The sequence below is a fragment of the Candidatus Hydrogenedentota bacterium genome (assembly GCA_035416745.1).
GTDB lineage: Bacteria > Hydrogenedentota > Hydrogenedentia > Hydrogenedentales > SLHB01 > UBA2224.
In genome coordinates this window covers 9,575-25,676 of the sequence record DAOLNV010000009.1, presented here as the reverse complement: position 1 = coordinate 25,676, position 16,102 = coordinate 9,575, and the positions used below count along the sequence as shown (strand labels likewise).

The following is a 16,102-nucleotide window of genomic DNA, read 5'->3' as shown; positions in this document are numbered from 1 at the left end:
GCGTATGCTACCACATTGGGCGCGATCGCGGCACCGCTTCGGGCATGGGAAAAACAAAAGCGGGAGCCCGCCACGTTGGGGCTCCCGCGAAAGCGATGCATGGAGGGGGCTCAGGCCCAGGTCATCGCGGTAACTTTCTCGGAGATAATGGCCTGTTTCAGGCACTCGACGGCCTTGCGCAAGCCTTCGTTGTTGGACATGAGCGAATCTTCGTGCTCGATGCTCAATACGTGGTCGTAGCCGACCATGCGCAGGGTGGACACGAAATCCTTCCACCACTCGACGCTGTGGCCAAAGCCGCAGGTGCGGAAGATCCACGAGCGGTTGATTTCGTCGCCATAGTGTTTGGTGTCGAGCACGCCGTTCACACGGGCGTTCTGCGGGTAGACCAGCGAATCCTTGGCATGCACGTGGAAGATCGCCTTGCCGAGGGCGCGCACGACGTCGATGGGCTCCATTCCCTGCCAGAACAGGTGGCTGGGATCGAGGTTCGCGCCGAGATTGTTGCCGCAGGCCTTCCGGATCTTGAGCAAGGTCTCGGTGTTATAGACCACGAAACCGGGGTGCATTTCGAACGCGACCTGGACGCCGTGCTCCTTGGCGAACTTGGCTTGTTTGGACCAATAGGGGATGACTTTCTTGTCCCATTGCCATTCGAGGGCTTCGAGGTATTCCGGGGGCCATGGGCAAGTAACCCAGGAAGGCCGTTTCGCGCCTTCGTCGGAGCCCGGGCAGCCCGAGAAGTCGATGACGGTCTTTATGCCCATCAATTCGGCCAGCTTGATGGTGTCGGTCTGCACCTGCTGGCTCTTCTTAGCGAAGTTCTCGTCGGGATGGAGGCAGTTGCCGTGACAGCTCAGCGCGCTGATGATGAGCCCCTCGCTCTTGACAAGGGCCAACAGTTCGTCGCGCTTGGGCTTGGATTTCAACAGTTCCTGCAGGGGCGCGTGGGGATCGCCGGGATAGTTGCCGGTGCCCACTTCGATGGCCTCGAGGCCCAGCGGCCGCGTGAGTTCAAGGACTTTTTTGAGCGGCATGTTGCTGTAGAGCGCTGTGAGAAAACCTAACTTCATGGTCGTTCTCCCTCCTCTGGTTTTTGAACCCTGGTGGACATGAGAAGATGCGCCGCGCACCCGGCCTGGCGCCTACCGTCTCAATGTCCGTTGAAGTTGCGGTTCGTTCAGTGTAATCGGACATTCCGGAAATTTCACGCAAAAAAGCGTGTACAGCTGAAAGCACACGGAAAACGATTAGGAAATCCAAGCCGGATTGGCGCTGTCTCGAGCCAACCCGGCTTGGTCAGCCTTATCGTTGGAGCCCCGGGCACATGTTCCCGCGGCGCCCTTGGGTAACCGAGTCGGGTCAGCGTTTACTTAACCGTTACCCATCGCTTGGATTTCGCAGCCCTCTCGACCGCATCGAGGACCTTCTGGCATTTGACGGCGTCCGCGAACGTCGGGAAATCATTCTTCTTGCGGTTGAGGCCGCACAGAAATTCGTAGATCTCGTGGACGAACAGGTGCTCGTAGCCGATGAGATGTCCCGGCGGCCACCATGCGTGGGTGTAGGGATGGCCCGAATCCGTCGCGAGCACCTTCCGGAAGCCCTGAAGCGTCTTGGGATCGCTGCAATTGTAATAGTGGAACAGGTTCATATCTTCTTTGTTCCACAAGACCGAGCCCTTGCTGCCGTAGATCTCGATCGAGTTGTAGTTGCGGCGTCCGGGGGCAAACCGGGTTGCCTCGAAGGTCGCGATCGTATTGGCGCCCTTGATGCGCGCGACGTACGCGACCGCATCGTCCACGTCCACCGTGTCGTATCTTTTCTGTTTCTTGCTGCCCTTCGCGCCCCACGCGCCGACGTCGCTGTCGGCCACGACGCGTTTCTTGATAAACGTTTCCATGGTGGCCGCGAGCTCCGACACATCGCCGACGAGGAAATGGCACAGGTCGGTGATATGGGCGCCGATATCGCCGAGTGCGCCGCTGCCCGTGTGCTTCTTCTTCAAACGCCAGACCATGGGGAAATCCGGGTCGGCGATCCAGTCCTGCTGGTAGGCGGCACGGAAATGGTAGATGTCGCCCAGCTCTTTCCTGACGATCATGTTCTTGATGGTCTGCACGGCGGGGGCGAACCGGTACGAGAACCCGCACATGTGCTTCACGCCGGCTTTCTCAACCGCCTTGAGCATGTCCTGGGCTTCTTTCAGCGTGTTGGCGAGCGGTTTCTCGCACACGATGTGCTTGCCTGCCTTAGCGGCTTCGATGGCGATGCTCGGGTGCAGGAAATTCGGAGTGCAGATGTCGATGATGTCGATATCGGAACGGTTGACCACCTCTTTCCAATCGAGCGAGGCCTCTTCCCATCCCCACTTTCGCGCGACTCCGATTTCTTCTTTGAATTTCCCGCATAAGACTTTCATGACCGGCTCGACGGGGGCATCAAAGAACATCCCGACCTTGCGCCACGCGTTGCTGTGGGCTTTCCCCATGAATTGCGCGCCCACCATGGCAACATTCACTTTTTTCTTGGCCATACTTCTCCCTCCTCCACACGAGTGTGGTTGCTGCTGTTGCTTGCTGGACCTCCTATTATAGAAAGGGTCAGCATGAATGCCAAGTGCCATGTGACCCTATTTGAATACGTTGTGTGCCGCGCTTGCGCTGGTTATACTTCGGGCGTATCAATAGGGGTCTTGTGCGGTGTTCGGGGCAGGGACTGGGCGCACGGCTTCCGGAAGACAGGATTGGTGTCGAGCGTATGGAAGTAGTCAAATCGGTAATCCTGGCCGTCGTAGAGGCGGTCACGGAGTTCTTGCCCATCAGCAGCACGGGCCATCTAATCCTGGTCGAGCAGTTTCTGCGGTTCAAACAAAGCGATGGATTTCCGGCCACCTTCATGGTGGTTATTCAACTGCCGGCCATTCTGGCTGTGGTGGTGTATTTCTGGCCGCGGTTGTGGCCTTTCGGCAAGCCGGCAAAAGAGCGTAATGCTATTCTGACGCTATGGACGAAAATCGTGGCCGCTTTCCTTCCCGCGGGGTTTCTGGGTTTCTTATTCGACGATTTCATTGAGGAGAAGTTGTTCAATCCAGCCGTTGTAGCGATCGCTCTTCTCGTCGGCGGGGTGGTACTCATCCTGCTTGAGCGAGGTGACCGGCGGCCGGTGTTTGAGCAGGCTGCCGATGCGGGGTATGGGCGGGCTGTGGCTGTCGGACTCTTCCAGTGCCTGGCCATGATTCCGGGCACGTCGCGGTCCGCGGCCACCATCATTGGCGGCATGGTTCTGGGGGCAAGCCGCGCCGCGGCCGCGGAATTCTCGTTCTTTCTGGCCATTCCGACCATGCTTGGGGCGGCCACGTTGGAGATAGCGAAAGACGGGGCTGCGTTCAACGCGACGGAGTGGGGGCTCCTGGGCATCGGGTCCGTTGTGTCGTTCGTTGTGGCATATGGCGTTGTGGCATTCTTCATGAACTACATCCGCCACCATGATTTCAAGGTTTTCGGCTACTATCGCATTGCATTGGCACTCGCCGTCTTTGCATACTTGTTCTTGGTAGGTTCTGGCGAATAAAACCCTTCGAGGGCGAGGCAGGCATCATTCCATGAATACGGGGACGTCCCGCTACGTCATAAACGTCGTGACGCGCGATCAGGTTGGAATTATCGCCAACGTCAGCGACGCGCTGTTCCGGCTTGGCGGCAATCTCGAAGCCCTGAGCCAGACCGTGGTTTGGGGCTGGTTCACCATGATCGTCTGCGGCGAATTTCCGCGGCGCGTGAGCGCCAAAGAAATCAAGGAAGCAGTGGAAAGCTCGGGGGACTACCGCGCTATCGTGCTGCCCCATGATGGGTTGAGAGAAGGAAAACCGTTGGAAGGCGAGCCGTTTATCGTCACGGTGAAGGGCGAAGACAAGCCCGGTATCGTGCGGCGGCTGACCCGCTGTTTTTCGCAGAGGGGCATAAACATCGACGACGTTTGGTTTGAGGTGCGGGAAGGACAGTTCATTGTTATCTTCCACGTGACAATTCCGGCGGCTGTGGACCCGGGAGAGGTCCGGCATGAACTTGAAAACGCCGCCAAAGAGCTGAACGTGTCGCTAATGGTGCGGCACCAGGATATCTTCGTGGCGACCAATTCATTGTCTGTGCATACGCGTCCAGAGCAGGGATAGTGCCTTGAAGTTTCGGAGGTGATTTTGATGCGAACAACCGTTATCTCAGGTGTTCTCTGTTGCCTGGCACTTGGATTCGGTACGGGATGGGCGTCCGAGGAGTCCTTGCTGGACGATGAACACGTTACCGAGACAGTGGTCGAGAAGATTCTCGATGCGGGCCAAGTCGCGTGCCGGTACGTCTCGGTTGCTACTACCGACACGGATCAGGATGCCGATGAAGACATTCTGCTCGTGGATGCGTTAGGAAATGTGCGGCTCATGTTGAACAATCGCACCAAGGGGTTCTCGAAGCCTGTGTCGATCGCCGGACCCGTGAATGCCGTGCCGGGCCCGGTTTCGCTCGATCTGTCCGACGTTGATCTGGATAACCACGAAGACATCCTGATTTCAAGCAGCATGGGGGAGGTCTATCTGGTGTCCGCGGAGGGCGGCGGGCGCTACCGTCCCAAGCAAAAGATCTCCGATGCGTTAAATAAGGAAAGCGGCTTGGTTCAGGTGCGTGTTTCGGACGTTGATCTCGACAACGATGAAGACATTGTATTGGCGACTCCGGAAGGCGCTTTGTACAAGATCGAGAACGTCGGCACCGGCCATTTCGGAAACGCCTCCCTTATGGTGCAGCTTCCAAACGTCAAATCCGGACTATTCGATTTTGTGTTCACTGATTTGGACTTCGATAACGATGAGGAAATCGTCTTCATCGATGGTATCGGCACGGTTTTCGTGCTGGAGAACCTCGGGGGGCGGTTCGGCGAGCCGAGGCATATCGCCGGACCTTTCAGGAAAGATAAGCCGGGAAGCGTGGATATTGAAGTATCCGATTACGATTACGATGGCGACGACGATTTGATCATTATGGGACCGGCAGGGATGATTGTGCTCCTTGAGAATGAAGGAAAGGGCGTCTTCGCTTCTCGCCCTCAACAGATCGCGCCCCCGCTGGGCCCCGAGGGCGGCATCCATATCATGGCCTTATCGGACCCCGACACGCTTACCGGCGAGGACATTGTGGTAGTGAATACGAAGGGCTCGATATTCCTTATCGAAAACCGGGGGGATGGCGTCTATGACAAACCCCAAAGCATCGCCGAAAACATTAAACTGGCGCCGGGACCGGCTTCGGTGGTTCGCGAGGACATGAACGGGGACGGCGCCGAGGATACGCTGATTCTCGACGGTGAAGGGCATCTCTATCTCGTGCTGGGCGTATATGACCCTGCCGAGGATCTCGAGCGCGACCTGGAGGATGACCTGTGATACCCACCGAGGACATTCTCAAGACGATCGAGATGGTTCAGCTCGAAAACCTGGACGTGCGGGCGGTAACCCTCGGCATCAACCTGATGTGCTGCGCCGACGGAGATGCGGACCGCATGGTGGGCAAGATCCGGTCTCGCATTCATAGCGTCGCGGAAAACCTGGTGACCTGCTGCGACGAGGTGTCGGCGAAATACGGGATAAGCATCGTTAACAAGCGTCTGGCGGTCTCGAAGATAAGTTCGCTGTTGGAGGCGCACGGCGCTCACGTGTGTATTCCTCTTGCCCGAGTGTTGGATGAAGCCGCCAGCGGCGTCGGCGTAGACATCATCGGCGGCTATACGGCGCTGGTGCAAAAAGGGTTCAGCGATGGGGACCGCCGGCTGATCGACTCGATCCCGGAGGTGCTGTGCCATACGGAGCGGGTCTGCTCCTCCGTGAACGTTGCGGGCACCAAGTCGGGGATCAACATGGATGCCGTGTTGCTCATGGGGCGTCAGATCAAACGCACCGCGGAATTGACCGCCGACAAAGACGGTTTCGGCGCGGCCAAGCTGGTCGTGTTCGCCAACATTCCCGAGGACAACCCGTTCATGGCGGGCGCGTTTCTCGGACCGGGGGAGCCCGGTACGGTCGCGAACATCGGAGTCAGCGGGCCGGGCGTTATCAAGCGGGCGCTGGAACGGCTTCTCGAGAGCGGCTGGCGCGTGGATCTCGGGCATATCGCCGAAGAGATCAAGCGGACGAGTTTTCGCGTTACGCGCGTGGGAGAACTCATGGGACGGGAGGTGGCCAAGAAGCTCGGGGTAGAGTTCGGCGTGGTGGACTTGTCCCTCGCGCCGACGTCGCGCGTCGGGGACAGCGTTGGCGAGATTCTCCAGACCATGGGTATTGTCAAGATCGGCGCTCCGGGCAGTACGGCGGCAATTGCGCTGCTTAACGATGCGGTAAAGAAGGGGGGGCTTTTCGCATCGTCCAGCGTGGGCGGCTTATCGGGGGCGTTCATACCGGTCTGCGAGGATCAAGCCTTGTCGAATGCGGTAGCCGAAGGCTCGTTGACGCTCGAGAAACTGGAGGCGATGACCAGCGTGTGTTCGGTGGGCCTCGATATGGTGGTGGTTCCGGGCGATGTCGATCCCGAGACCATCAGCGCCATAATTGCTGACGAAATGGCGATCGGAGTGATCAACAACAAGACAACCGCCGTGCGCATCATCCCCGCACCCGGAAAGAAGGTTGGGGATCGGGCGGTATTCGGTGGCTTATTCGGCGAAGGGGCGGTCGCCGATGTGCGCAATGCCGGGTATTCCAACCGGTTCGTGGCTTACGGGGGACGTATTCCCGCGCCGTTGCACAGCCTCAAGAATTAGCGCCCAGCAAGCCGTTCATGTCATCAAGGCTCTTCTCCGGAAGTATCGTGTGAGCCGCAATCGGTTGAAGGATTCCTGCAGGAACCGCAGCATTTGTCGGGGGACGGTGCTGTTCGAATACGCGGCACTGTCGGAACTCGAACGCGAAATACCCGGCTCGAACCCGGCGTAATCTTCGTGTTCTACGCGTGACAGGTGAGGGCGTCCCAGGAAGCAAATACTTGGCGCACGTTTTCGGGCTTTGCTCCGGGGCCGAATTCGCATTGTGCGATACACCCGCCGTTTCGCCAAAGCGTTTGGTGTACTGTATGGACAGCCCGGTCAATCTCCCCGGGCGTGGCGTGGGGGAGAAGGTGCTGCCGATCGATTTCGCCCCAAAAGGTGATCTTTGCTGAAAAGGGCGCCAGATTTTCGACGCCCATGCAGAAGAGCTGCGAGTTGATGGCATCTACGCCCAGCTCGACCAAATCGGGATAGATCGCAAGAGTATGCCCATCGGAGTGCATGAATATTTTCTTGCCCGCGCCGTGGGCGAGCTGGACGTAATCCCGGTAAAGTGGTTTAAAGACTGCGCGCCACACGGCGGGGTCTATCAGCAGGCTGTTCTGGCCTCCCCAGTCGTCCATAAAGTTCAGCGCGTCTACATCGGTGGCGCCCCATGTCTCGAGCAATTCGCAATAGAACGCATGCATCCTGGCGACGAACGCCCTCATCTCCGCAGGCGGATGGAGCAGGTCCATGTACAGGTTGGCCGTGCCGCGCAGGAACTGTAGCTGCTCGAATGGGCGCGGACAGCAGCCGCCGTTGACAAACTTGTCAGACTGTCCGCAGAACTGGTTAACCTTGTCTCTGTCGATGGTCAACCATTCGCGCGGGAAACGCACCTTCCCGGCATCCGCCGCCCAATCCTTGATCTGGGGGTTCTTAACTTCCCCGACCACGCCTTCCTGAATGTTTTCGAAGACGCAACCCCACTCGTCGACATAGCGGCCGACGCCGTACCGGTCGCCGTTGGTCCTGGCGATTTCGCGATAGTGGCCGGGAGCGCCCGCGAAATCGTCTGGGAAGTCCCGCCGGATGTCTTCAAGAGCCTTGGGGAAACGCTTCTCGGCCCAGGGCAGGGTCCACAGGTTGCGTGGCGCACGGGAAGGGTTCACGAAATTCAGCGTCTGGTGGACGAGTTCCCGGGATGTCGCGGCCATGGCTCCTCCTTGTGTGCATACCGAGTTCAGATTCCCTGGCGGCAGGGCTTTTCACCGGGAAATGGTACGGGAGGCAGGAAGGGGAATCAATGAGGTCGTCGTTGTCAGTCGGACAGTGAGGAACTCCGGGGAGGGCGTATCGCAATATGCCCCTGCAACCGGCGGCGCCTCAGTTCAGGGCGTCTGCGCATTCGTTTGCGTGGCGGAATCCCGGCCATGCTGCGGTCGCAGGCCTCCCGTTCGCGCGAGGCGCCCGGGCAATAGTGCCCGGCGTCAATCGGAAAGGCGGGCATTATGCTATTATATCGGGCATTGGAGCGGTTTCTGGGCTGAGGGCTTTCGCAGGAGGAACTGGCTATGCCCACATACTCATACCAGTGCGATGCGTGCAGGAAACAATTCTCGCTGCAAATGACCATGTCGGAACACGACAAGAAACGGGTCAAATGCCCGAAGTGCGGCAGTCGCAAGGCCCGGCAACAGTTAGGGCTCTTTGGCGTAAAGACCTCGAAGAAGAGCTGACCCGCATGGGTGGCGCGCTATCAATGAAGCCCCAGACCAGAATAGCGGGCCCGAAATGGGGGCACGAGCCTTCGGCTCGGGGGTATTCTGCGGCGCCGTGCCGGACGAAGAGAGGACGCCTGGAGCAGGGCCGCGCGCCGCTTGAAAAAGGCGAAACATCCGGAAGATATCGAGCTGAATTCACGCATTGCAGCCCTGCGTTCCCAGCCAAACGGTGATGTCTGCGCCTAAGGACGTCAGACTTTGTCTCCAGGCGGGTTCCTCGTATAATGGCGGCGGTTCTGTGGCAGAGTGGGGGCACCGCGGCGTGGCGGCTAAGCAACGGAGGAGAGCGTTTCATGGCACAATACGAACCGACTATGCGGCCCGGGCAAAAGAGCGGGGTTCCCGGATGGTTAATGGGGTGCGGGATCGGCTGCGGGATCCTCGTGGTTGCGGCTATCATCGGGATAGTATTGATGGGCGGCCTGGCCTATTTTGCCACACGCAAGGTCATGGAAGAGGGCAAAGGCGAGATTACTGCCGAACTGAACAAGAAATACGATGAGTACGTCCAGAAAGGCCTGATCCCCGAAGAAAACCAGCCTCTCTTCGACGAGTTGCGGGACCTGGCAAATAATGAGAAAGCGTCGTTCCCGGCCATCCTGATGTGTTTCGTCGCGATTCAATCCACCTTCGAAGATGGCGAAGTGTCTGAGAGCGAATTAAAAGCCGCCACGGATGTGCGGGATTACGTGAATGAGAATCCCGAGGTCGGGTTCATTGGAATGGGGACATTTATTGGGGAACACCCTGAACTGCAGAAAGCATTCAACGAGGCACAATACGAATTCGGAGTGCCATCCGAACCCGGCGCCTCGGAGGATTCGACGGAAGGCATCGAAGAGCCTGAAGCGATGCCTGACCAATCCGGCGGTGAGCCGGAAGCGGCGCCTGCGGAGCCGGGCGGCGAGCCCGAAGCAGCGCCCGAAGCAGCGGTCCCGATATCCAGACCGATACCCGGGGCACGGGTTGCTGTACCGTCCGGAGCCCCGGCGGTTCAACCATAGAGCCGACGCGTCTTTCCCGGATGGACCGTGTGGACGCGGAATGAATTAGAGCGCGTTTGGAGGTATTTCCATCGAGCGCCTGACGGGCGGGGTGGAAACAACCGTTGAAGAAGGATGTAAAGGGATGGCAGCGACAGAAAAACTGGCGATAGACGGCGGCACACCTGTGGCAAAGGAGGCATTCCCGTTGGGCTTTCTGGGGCCGGCGGAAATCGGAGAACCCGAGATAGAGGCCGTGACGTCGGTTCTGCGCAACAAGATGGTTTTTCGCTTCCTCGATCACAAGAACTCGTGGTGTACGCGTCTTGAGAATAATTTCAAGAATCTCACGGGCCGGGAATACGCCTTGGCCGTCGGTGGAGGGACCGCGGCGCTGGTCTGCGGTTTCGCGGGAGTCGGGATCGGCGACGGTGATGAGGTCATCATTCCCGGATATACCTACATTGCCACTGCCGCGGCGGTATTAGTGTGTGGGGCGGTCCCCGTCATTTGTGAGATAGACGAGACGCTCACCATGGACCCCCGGGACGTCGAAAAGAAGATCACCCCGCGCACGAAAGCCATCGTACCCGTTCACATGCGAGGGTTGCCGTGCGACATGGATCGCCTCGTGCCGCTGGCCCGCAAACACAACCTTCTGCTCATCGAAGACGTCGCCCAGGCATGCGGCGGATCGTACAAAGGCAGGCCGCTGGGCTCTTTCGGCGAGGCGGGCTGCTTCAGCCTCCAGCAATACAAAGTCATCACGGCGGGCGAAGGCGGCATTGTGGTGACGGACAGCCCCGAAGTCTTCCAGCGCGCGGCGTTGCGGCATGACTCGGCCATGCTTTTCTGGCGTCCGGAAGAGACCAGTGTCAAAGCATTTCCCGGCACTAACTTCCGCATGAATGAAATGGAGGGCGCCCTGGGATGCGCCCAGTTCGAGCGTCTCGAGAGCATTCTTTCTCGGACCCGAAAGGCCAAACGCGCCATAGTCCAGGGTCTCGAAGATGTTGACGGCGTCCGGTTGGCGCCCGTGAACTGCCCTGACGGTGACCTGGGTATCTGCACCATCCTTCTGTGTAAGACCAAAGAAGATACGAAACGGTTTGCCGCGGCTCTGAATGCGGAGGGTATTCCGGCGAACAGCATTTACGACAAGTCCGTGCCTGACCGCCACATCTACTGCTACTGGGAGTACGTTATGGAAATGACTTCGGGCGACGCGCACGGGCGTCCCTGGACCTCGCCGCTGCACGACCAGAGCCGCCGGTACAGCCCGGACATGTGCCCCCAGACCCTTGATGTGCTTGGACGCTCGATCCAAATCGATATCACGCAGCGTTACGAACAGAAGCACGTGGATTGGGTAGTGCAGGGCGTGAAGAAGGTGGCCGCCGCCCTGGCATAGGGTGCTTGAGCTGGGCGCGAGGACTTTTGACTCAAGCGGCTGGCTGAAGACCGGCCGATCGTGGGGGTAGCTCGTCGCCAAGGGAGTTCCTCCCGGGTTCATGAGAGGTTGTGGGGGAGGCATCGTGCCAAAATTCTTGAGCGCGCTGGAAGCCCGCACCATAAGTAAATCCGGATTGTTGATTATGGCCGTCTACAAGGAGTACAACACACGGGTTCGTGTTTCGTGCCGCGTCACGGGGGACCAAGGCCGGGATGTGCGCTGAGCATGTGTTCCAGAGTGGCGCGGATACCATCAAAAGTGAGGTGCTTATGAGTCGCGAATTCAATCGTCGTACCTTTTTAGGCTATTCAGCCGCCGCGGGGGCCGCGGCTGCGATGCCTGTCATTATCCCGTCATCCGCCTTGGGCGCCGAAGACGCGCCAGCGCCGAGCGAGACTATCACTGTCGGCTTCATCGGCGTCGGCGGCATGGGACGGAGCAACCTGAAGAATTTCCTTCCTCTGAAGGAGTGCCGGGTCGTGGCGGTCTGCGATGCCTACCGGGACCGCTGTGAAATTGCCAAAGGCATCATTGACGAGGCTTATGGGGATCAAGGGTGCGCCATGTACGGCGACTTCCGCGAGGTCATCGCCCGGGAGGATATCGATGCCGTGGCCATTGCGGTGCAGGACCATTGGCACGCCCTGATCGCGACCGCTGCCGCGAAAGCCGGCAAGGACATGTACTGCGAGAAACCGCTCGGGGTGTCTTTCGAAGAAAGCCTGCTGATCCGCGACACCATCCGCAGCACGCAGCGGGTATTCCAGACGGGGACGTGGCAGCGTTCGCTCGAGCATTTCCAGCGGGGCTGCACGCTTGCCAGGAACGGCTACCTGGGGGCAATTCATACCCTGGAAGTCGCCGCGCCGGGCCCCGAGTACGTTCCCAAATACGAGGGTTCGCTCGACCCACAACCCGTTCCCGACGGTTTTGACTGGAAGATGTGGCAGGGCCCCGCTCCCGACAATCCGTACAATCCCGGGCGTGTCGAGTGGCCCGACTGGTACCTGATCTGGGATTACTGCGTGGGATTCATCTGCAACTGGGGCGTCCATAACCTCGATCAGGCGAACTGGGGATGCCCCCGGATTGCCACCCAGCCCTTTGAACTGGAGTGCCAGGCCGACTATCGCAACAAGGGTTTCACGGACAACGTGAACGGCTGGGACGCTCTTTTCACGTATCCCGACGGCCTCAAGATGGTTTTCAAGGACAGCGACAAGATGAAACAAGGCTGCCGGTTCATTGGCGACGAGGGCTGGGTTCATGTGAGCCGCAAAGGAATCTCGGCGGAGCCCGAATCGTTGCTGACGGTGGAATTCAAGGAGAGCGACGTCCGTCTCACCGATTCCACCAATCATGCCGGCAACTTCCTCGAATGCGTGAAGAGCCGCAAAGACCCGGTGTCGGACGTCGATGCCGCGCACATCGCCTCGTATCTGGGCATGCTGGCCGATATCTCGGCGCGGCTCGGGCAGAAACTCAAGTGGGACCCGGCTGCCGCCCGTTTCGTGGACAACGACGAGGCGAATGCCAGGCTCCACCGCGACATGCACAACGGATGGAAGCTGTAACCATGCGCACGGGAAAACTTGTGCCCTTTTTGGCCGGTCTGGGTATGCTGGTGGGGGCGTTGAGCGCGTCCGGCGCTGAGACCCCGTTCGGGTGGCGCGTGGGCACGACCGCGTGGACCTTCAACCGGTTTTCGTTCTTTGAAGCCGTTGACAAGACCGCATCGGCCGGCCTTGGCTATATCGAGGCGTTTGAAGGACAACGGGTGCGCCCCGATTCCGACCTGAAGCTGACTGCCGAGCTGCCCGACCAGGTCATCCAGGAGATCCGCGCCAAGCTCGAACAGTCCAAAGTCTCGCTGCCGGGCATCTATATTGGCGCTATCCCGGGCGAGGAAGAAGCTTGCCGCCGCACATTCAAGTTTGCACGGAAACTGGGTGTGCAATACATTGTCTCAGAGCCAGCCCCCGAGGCCTTCGACCTTGTCGAACGGTTCTGCGGCGAATATGCGATCAACGTGGCCATCCACAACCATCCCGAAGGCAAGTCGCGGTACTGGAGTCCGGAAGAGGCGTTGCGGGCGTGTGAAGGACGCAGCCCGCGCATCGGCGTTTGCGCGGATACCGGACACTGGTTGCGTTCGGGACTTGACCCTTCAGAATCGGTGCGAAAGCTGGGCGGACGGCTTATGTCATTGCATCTCAAGGATTTAGACAAGGCCGCGCCTGACGGGACGGACCGGCCCTGGGGGCAAGGGTGCGGGGAACTCGAAAAGGTCTTGCGGACCATTCGCGAACTCCGCCTCACTCCCGCCCTGTTTGGAATCGAGTACGAATCCAATTGGGACAACAACCTGCCGCAGGTCCGTGAATGTGCGGAGTGGTTCAAGAAGGCTGTTTCAGGCCTCGCCGCGGAGGGGGCACAATAGGCTCTTTGGACGATTTGGGGCGTCTTACCGCACCGTCGGGGGGACGCCCCTCTCATTTTACAGTAAATTCGTAGATGCAGGCCTCGGCCGGGGGCAGCGTTAGTTCCAGACGGGGCTCGCCCCCGATGGGGCCTATCTCCCGGCTGCCGTCAGCGTCGAGTCGCGCTATCGTGCACGAAGCGGGGATGGGGTAGAGCCCGCGAGAAAGGTCGACCGAAACCGGCTGGGGATCATCGCTCACGTTTGCCAGGACAACGGCCACGCCGCCGTCAGCTGCTTGCCACGCGCTTGCCATCACGCGGGGACAGGATTTGCGGTACTGTTTGAGCGCGTTCTGTTGTCCCGCATAGATGGACAGCCGGGAGATGTCGATTTCCTGGTCGAGAATACCCAGGGCAGGCGGCCGCAGCATGGTTCCATGCAGCAGGTATTTAAGTCCCTGGAGGCGGACCTTGGCCAAGCGGGTCAGATAGGCAATTTCCGCGGGACGCTGGCCGAAATGCTCGGGCAGGAAATTGGCAATCGTGGGTTGCTGTCCCCAGACGAAAGCGCGGGCCTGTTCGAGCCGGAATTGTTGCGAGAACTTGGTGTCGAGCAGTTCGAGGGGCTTTTTCGGGGCGAATTCAGCGGGCCAGAGATCATCGTAAGGCGGCATGGTAAGCGACGAGTAGTTGCCGAAGAAGATGGCGTACCCGTGATACACCGCATGGAAAAACGGAATGGGCTCCCAGACGCCCGGTTGGGCATAGCGTTCCATGCTCACCTGAAGACTCAACATCAGGTCGAGGTAGGGCAGCCAGGCCTCACCGCAGCCTTCCCCCGCAAGAACGACGTTTCGTGAGGCGGGGCGGGCTGTGGCCGCTGGGTCAGGCTCCGCGTGGCACCGTTCTCGGATGTCGGCCTGTAGCATGCGGAACCCGTTCATCCAGTATGTCCCGCCCCCGATGGGATGGCCGTGCGCGGGGTCGTAGCACGCAAGGCTCAGGCAAGCCTGGTCCATGTAGATAGCGCTGACGCCGAGATCATTCACGACTTGTTGGGCAAGGCCGGCATACTTGTCGCGCCAGAACGGAGTGCCCATACACATCGCCGCGCAGGGTGCGGGCTTGAAGGTGTTGTACGTTTCGGGATGTACCTTGCCATCGGGACCTTTGACGGCGTACCGTTCGGCGCCTTCCGCTTCCCAGCTGGCGGTAGTCATTCCCCAGAGCCGCTGGTTCATGTAAACCATCGCGTTGACTCCGGCGTCGCGGGCTTTCTTCACGGCGTCGCGAAACGCCTCCGCTCCTTCACGCGGCGGCAGGTATTCGGGGAAACCGATGTCGTACGGGCATCCGTGCCACCAGTGCCAGAAAACGCTCACGGGAACGCCCGACTGTTCCTGCAAATCCAAGGCAGGGCCAAGGACCTGTGCTGACCGGCCGCGATTCCATACCCAGAGTCCCGTAGCGGCAGCCCAGTCCTCGACGGCATTTGTCTTCAGCCGGGCTTCTTTGGCCCACGGCTGATTCAAGGCCCATTGACGGTATCGTTCGGCTGCCGCGAACCAATCACCCTCGAACGCGCCCAGCGCCAAGCGGTACGGGGGCTCATACCGTCTTTCTCCACCCGATCCGCCCTGGGGAAGGTGCAGGACCTCGAAGCCCAGGCGGCCGCCAGCACCGCCGAACACGCAGAACCGCTTCGCGAAAGCCGCCGTGTCATCGGCGCTGAGAAAGATCCCCGGGCCGTTCTCGCGATACAGAGCGACGCACTGCAGCGAGAGCAGTCCCGGATACTCCCACTCCATGCGTCCCGGCTTTTCGGGGTTAGAGAGGAAGCGGCGCGGGTCTTCGGCGAGCTGTCCCATCCAGATTGGCGCGGCGAGGCGCTCGCTTTCCTGAGCGGCGATACCGGGAATTCGCGGAAACCGAAGCGAAGCAAGGAGGAGGTTCGCCGTGTTCTCGATGGCGATGGTCCAGTATGCCGTGGGGTTTTCCGTGTCGAGCGAGACCGTAACGGTGACCTGCAGGCCGGGCGCCTCCGCAACATTGAATTCCTGCCAGGTGAGCACGAGGATGTCATTCGGGCCTTCCTGGCGTTTGCAGACAAAGGATTTGGCATTGGCGGGCATGAGTTCGCTGATCGGCGACGGCGGCAGAAACTGAAGCGACCAGAGTTCGCCGCCGGCGGCAGGGTCGAGAAATGCATGGCCATTTCGCGTATCGGTGAATTCGGCGAGTTGGCCGGTTGCCCCGTCAAAAGCCACCCGCAGCCCTACATTCTCGAGTATGGGCTGGGAATTGGGAACAGCGGCATAGGACCTTGATGCGGGCGCCAGCACAGTCAGCAGCAAGCAGACAATGACAATGGTCCTGAATGTGGGCAGTCTGCGATGGATCATGGGGGAGAACCTCCAGAGCATACTCCACGATGGCTCACGTAACGGTTCAGGTTTGTGGCACATGCTACCAGATGTTGACGGATTTGAGAAAAGGGTCCGGTTTGCATTCTCGGCCTTCTTCGCGGCAGAGAACCCCCGTCCTGGGACGGGTCCGGACCGGGGCACGGACTTTTCTGGTTTCGTTTCTCGGGCGGGATGGTATCATTATGTATAGAAAATGGTTGAATCCCAATGAGGGCGCAGGGAAGTCTCGTCATGAGAAAGGCACGC

The 16,102-nt window shown here is 59.5% G+C and carries 14 protein-coding genes; 10 read left to right on the top strand and 4 right to left on the bottom strand.

The window, feature by feature from the left end; translation table 11 throughout:
• Positions 1-110: 110 nt before the first annotated feature.
• Both PLJ71_05180 and PLJ71_05175 read right to left on the bottom strand, forming a co-directional pair.
• Positions 111-1,073, bottom strand: a complete 963-nt coding sequence (locus PLJ71_05180) for a sugar phosphate isomerase/epimerase (GenBank protein HQM48057.1) — start codon at positions 1,071-1,073, stop codon at positions 111-113.
• Between the two features lie 296 nt (positions 1,074-1,369).
• Positions 1,370-2,536, bottom strand: coding sequence for a Gfo/Idh/MocA family oxidoreductase (locus PLJ71_05175; protein HQM48056.1), 1,167 nt, complete (start codon positions 2,534-2,536; stop codon positions 1,370-1,372).
• A 224-nt stretch (positions 2,537-2,760) separates the two neighbouring features.
• Here PLJ71_05175 and PLJ71_05170 point away from each other — a divergent pair, with 224 nt between their 5' ends.
• From PLJ71_05170 to PLJ71_05155, 4 genes are read left to right on the top strand one after another with little or no spacing between them, the layout of a single operon-like run.
• Complete coding sequence (locus tag PLJ71_05170) at positions 2,761-3,573, top strand: undecaprenyl-diphosphate phosphatase (protein HQM48055.1); 813 nt, start codon at positions 2,761-2,763, stop codon at positions 3,571-3,573.
• A 31-nt stretch (positions 3,574-3,604) separates the two neighbouring features.
• A complete protein-coding gene (locus PLJ71_05165; protein ID HQM48054.1) occupies positions 3,605-4,174 on the top strand; it encodes an ACT domain-containing protein in 570 nt (189 codons plus the stop codon).
• Positions 4,175-4,201: 27 nt separating this feature from the next.
• Positions 4,202-5,434: a VCBS repeat-containing protein gene (locus PLJ71_05160; protein ID HQM48053.1), complete on the top strand. Its 1,233-nt coding sequence runs from the start codon at positions 4,202-4,204 to the stop codon at positions 5,432-5,434.
• Positions 5,431-6,804, top strand: coding sequence for a PFL family protein (locus PLJ71_05155; protein ID HQM48052.1), 1,374 nt, complete (start codon positions 5,431-5,433; stop codon positions 6,802-6,804). The genes PLJ71_05160 and PLJ71_05155 overlap by 4 nt, the downstream gene beginning before the upstream one ends.
• A gap of 182 nt (positions 6,805-6,986) precedes the next feature.
• Here PLJ71_05155 and PLJ71_05150 read toward each other — a convergent pair whose 3' ends face one another.
• Positions 6,987-8,006, bottom strand: a complete 1,020-nt coding sequence (locus PLJ71_05150) for a uroporphyrinogen decarboxylase family protein (GenBank protein ID HQM48051.1) — start codon at positions 8,004-8,006, stop codon at positions 6,987-6,989.
• A 357-nt stretch (positions 8,007-8,363) separates the two neighbouring features.
• Between PLJ71_05150 and PLJ71_05145 the strand changes: the two genes are divergently transcribed.
• From PLJ71_05145 to PLJ71_05120, 6 genes are all read left to right on the top strand, one after another.
• Complete coding sequence (locus PLJ71_05145; protein HQM48050.1) at positions 8,364-8,528, top strand: zinc ribbon domain-containing protein; 165 nt, start codon at positions 8,364-8,366, stop codon at positions 8,526-8,528.
• Positions 8,529-8,866: 338 nt separating this feature from the next.
• Positions 8,867-9,577: a hypothetical protein gene (locus PLJ71_05140; GenBank protein HQM48049.1), complete on the top strand. Its 711-nt coding sequence runs from the start codon at positions 8,867-8,869 to the stop codon at positions 9,575-9,577.
• Positions 9,578-9,701: 124 nt separating this feature from the next.
• Positions 9,702-10,967, top strand: a complete 1,266-nt coding sequence (locus PLJ71_05135) for a DegT/DnrJ/EryC1/StrS family aminotransferase (protein ID HQM48048.1) — start codon at positions 9,702-9,704, stop codon at positions 10,965-10,967.
• 124 nt (positions 10,968-11,091) lie between these two features.
• On the top strand, positions 11,092-11,232 hold the full coding sequence (locus tag PLJ71_05130; GenBank protein ID HQM48047.1) for a hypothetical protein: 141 nt from the start codon (positions 11,092-11,094) through the stop codon (positions 11,230-11,232).
• 46 nt (positions 11,233-11,278) lie between these two features.
• Positions 11,279-12,583: a Gfo/Idh/MocA family oxidoreductase gene (locus tag PLJ71_05125; GenBank protein HQM48046.1), complete on the top strand. Its 1,305-nt coding sequence runs from the start codon at positions 11,279-11,281 to the stop codon at positions 12,581-12,583.
• Positions 12,584-12,585: 2 nt separating this feature from the next.
• Positions 12,586-13,449, top strand: a complete 864-nt coding sequence (locus PLJ71_05120) for a sugar phosphate isomerase/epimerase family protein (protein ID HQM48045.1) — start codon at positions 12,586-12,588, stop codon at positions 13,447-13,449.
• A 52-nt stretch (positions 13,450-13,501) separates the two neighbouring features.
• Here the strand turns inward: PLJ71_05120 and PLJ71_05115 are convergent, their stop codons facing one another.
• Positions 13,502-15,832 (bottom strand): DUF6259 domain-containing protein, encoded by a 2,331-nt coding sequence (locus PLJ71_05115; GenBank protein ID HQM48044.1) that lies wholly within the window; start codon positions 15,830-15,832, stop codon positions 13,502-13,504.
• Positions 15,833-16,102: the final 270 nt, after the last annotated feature.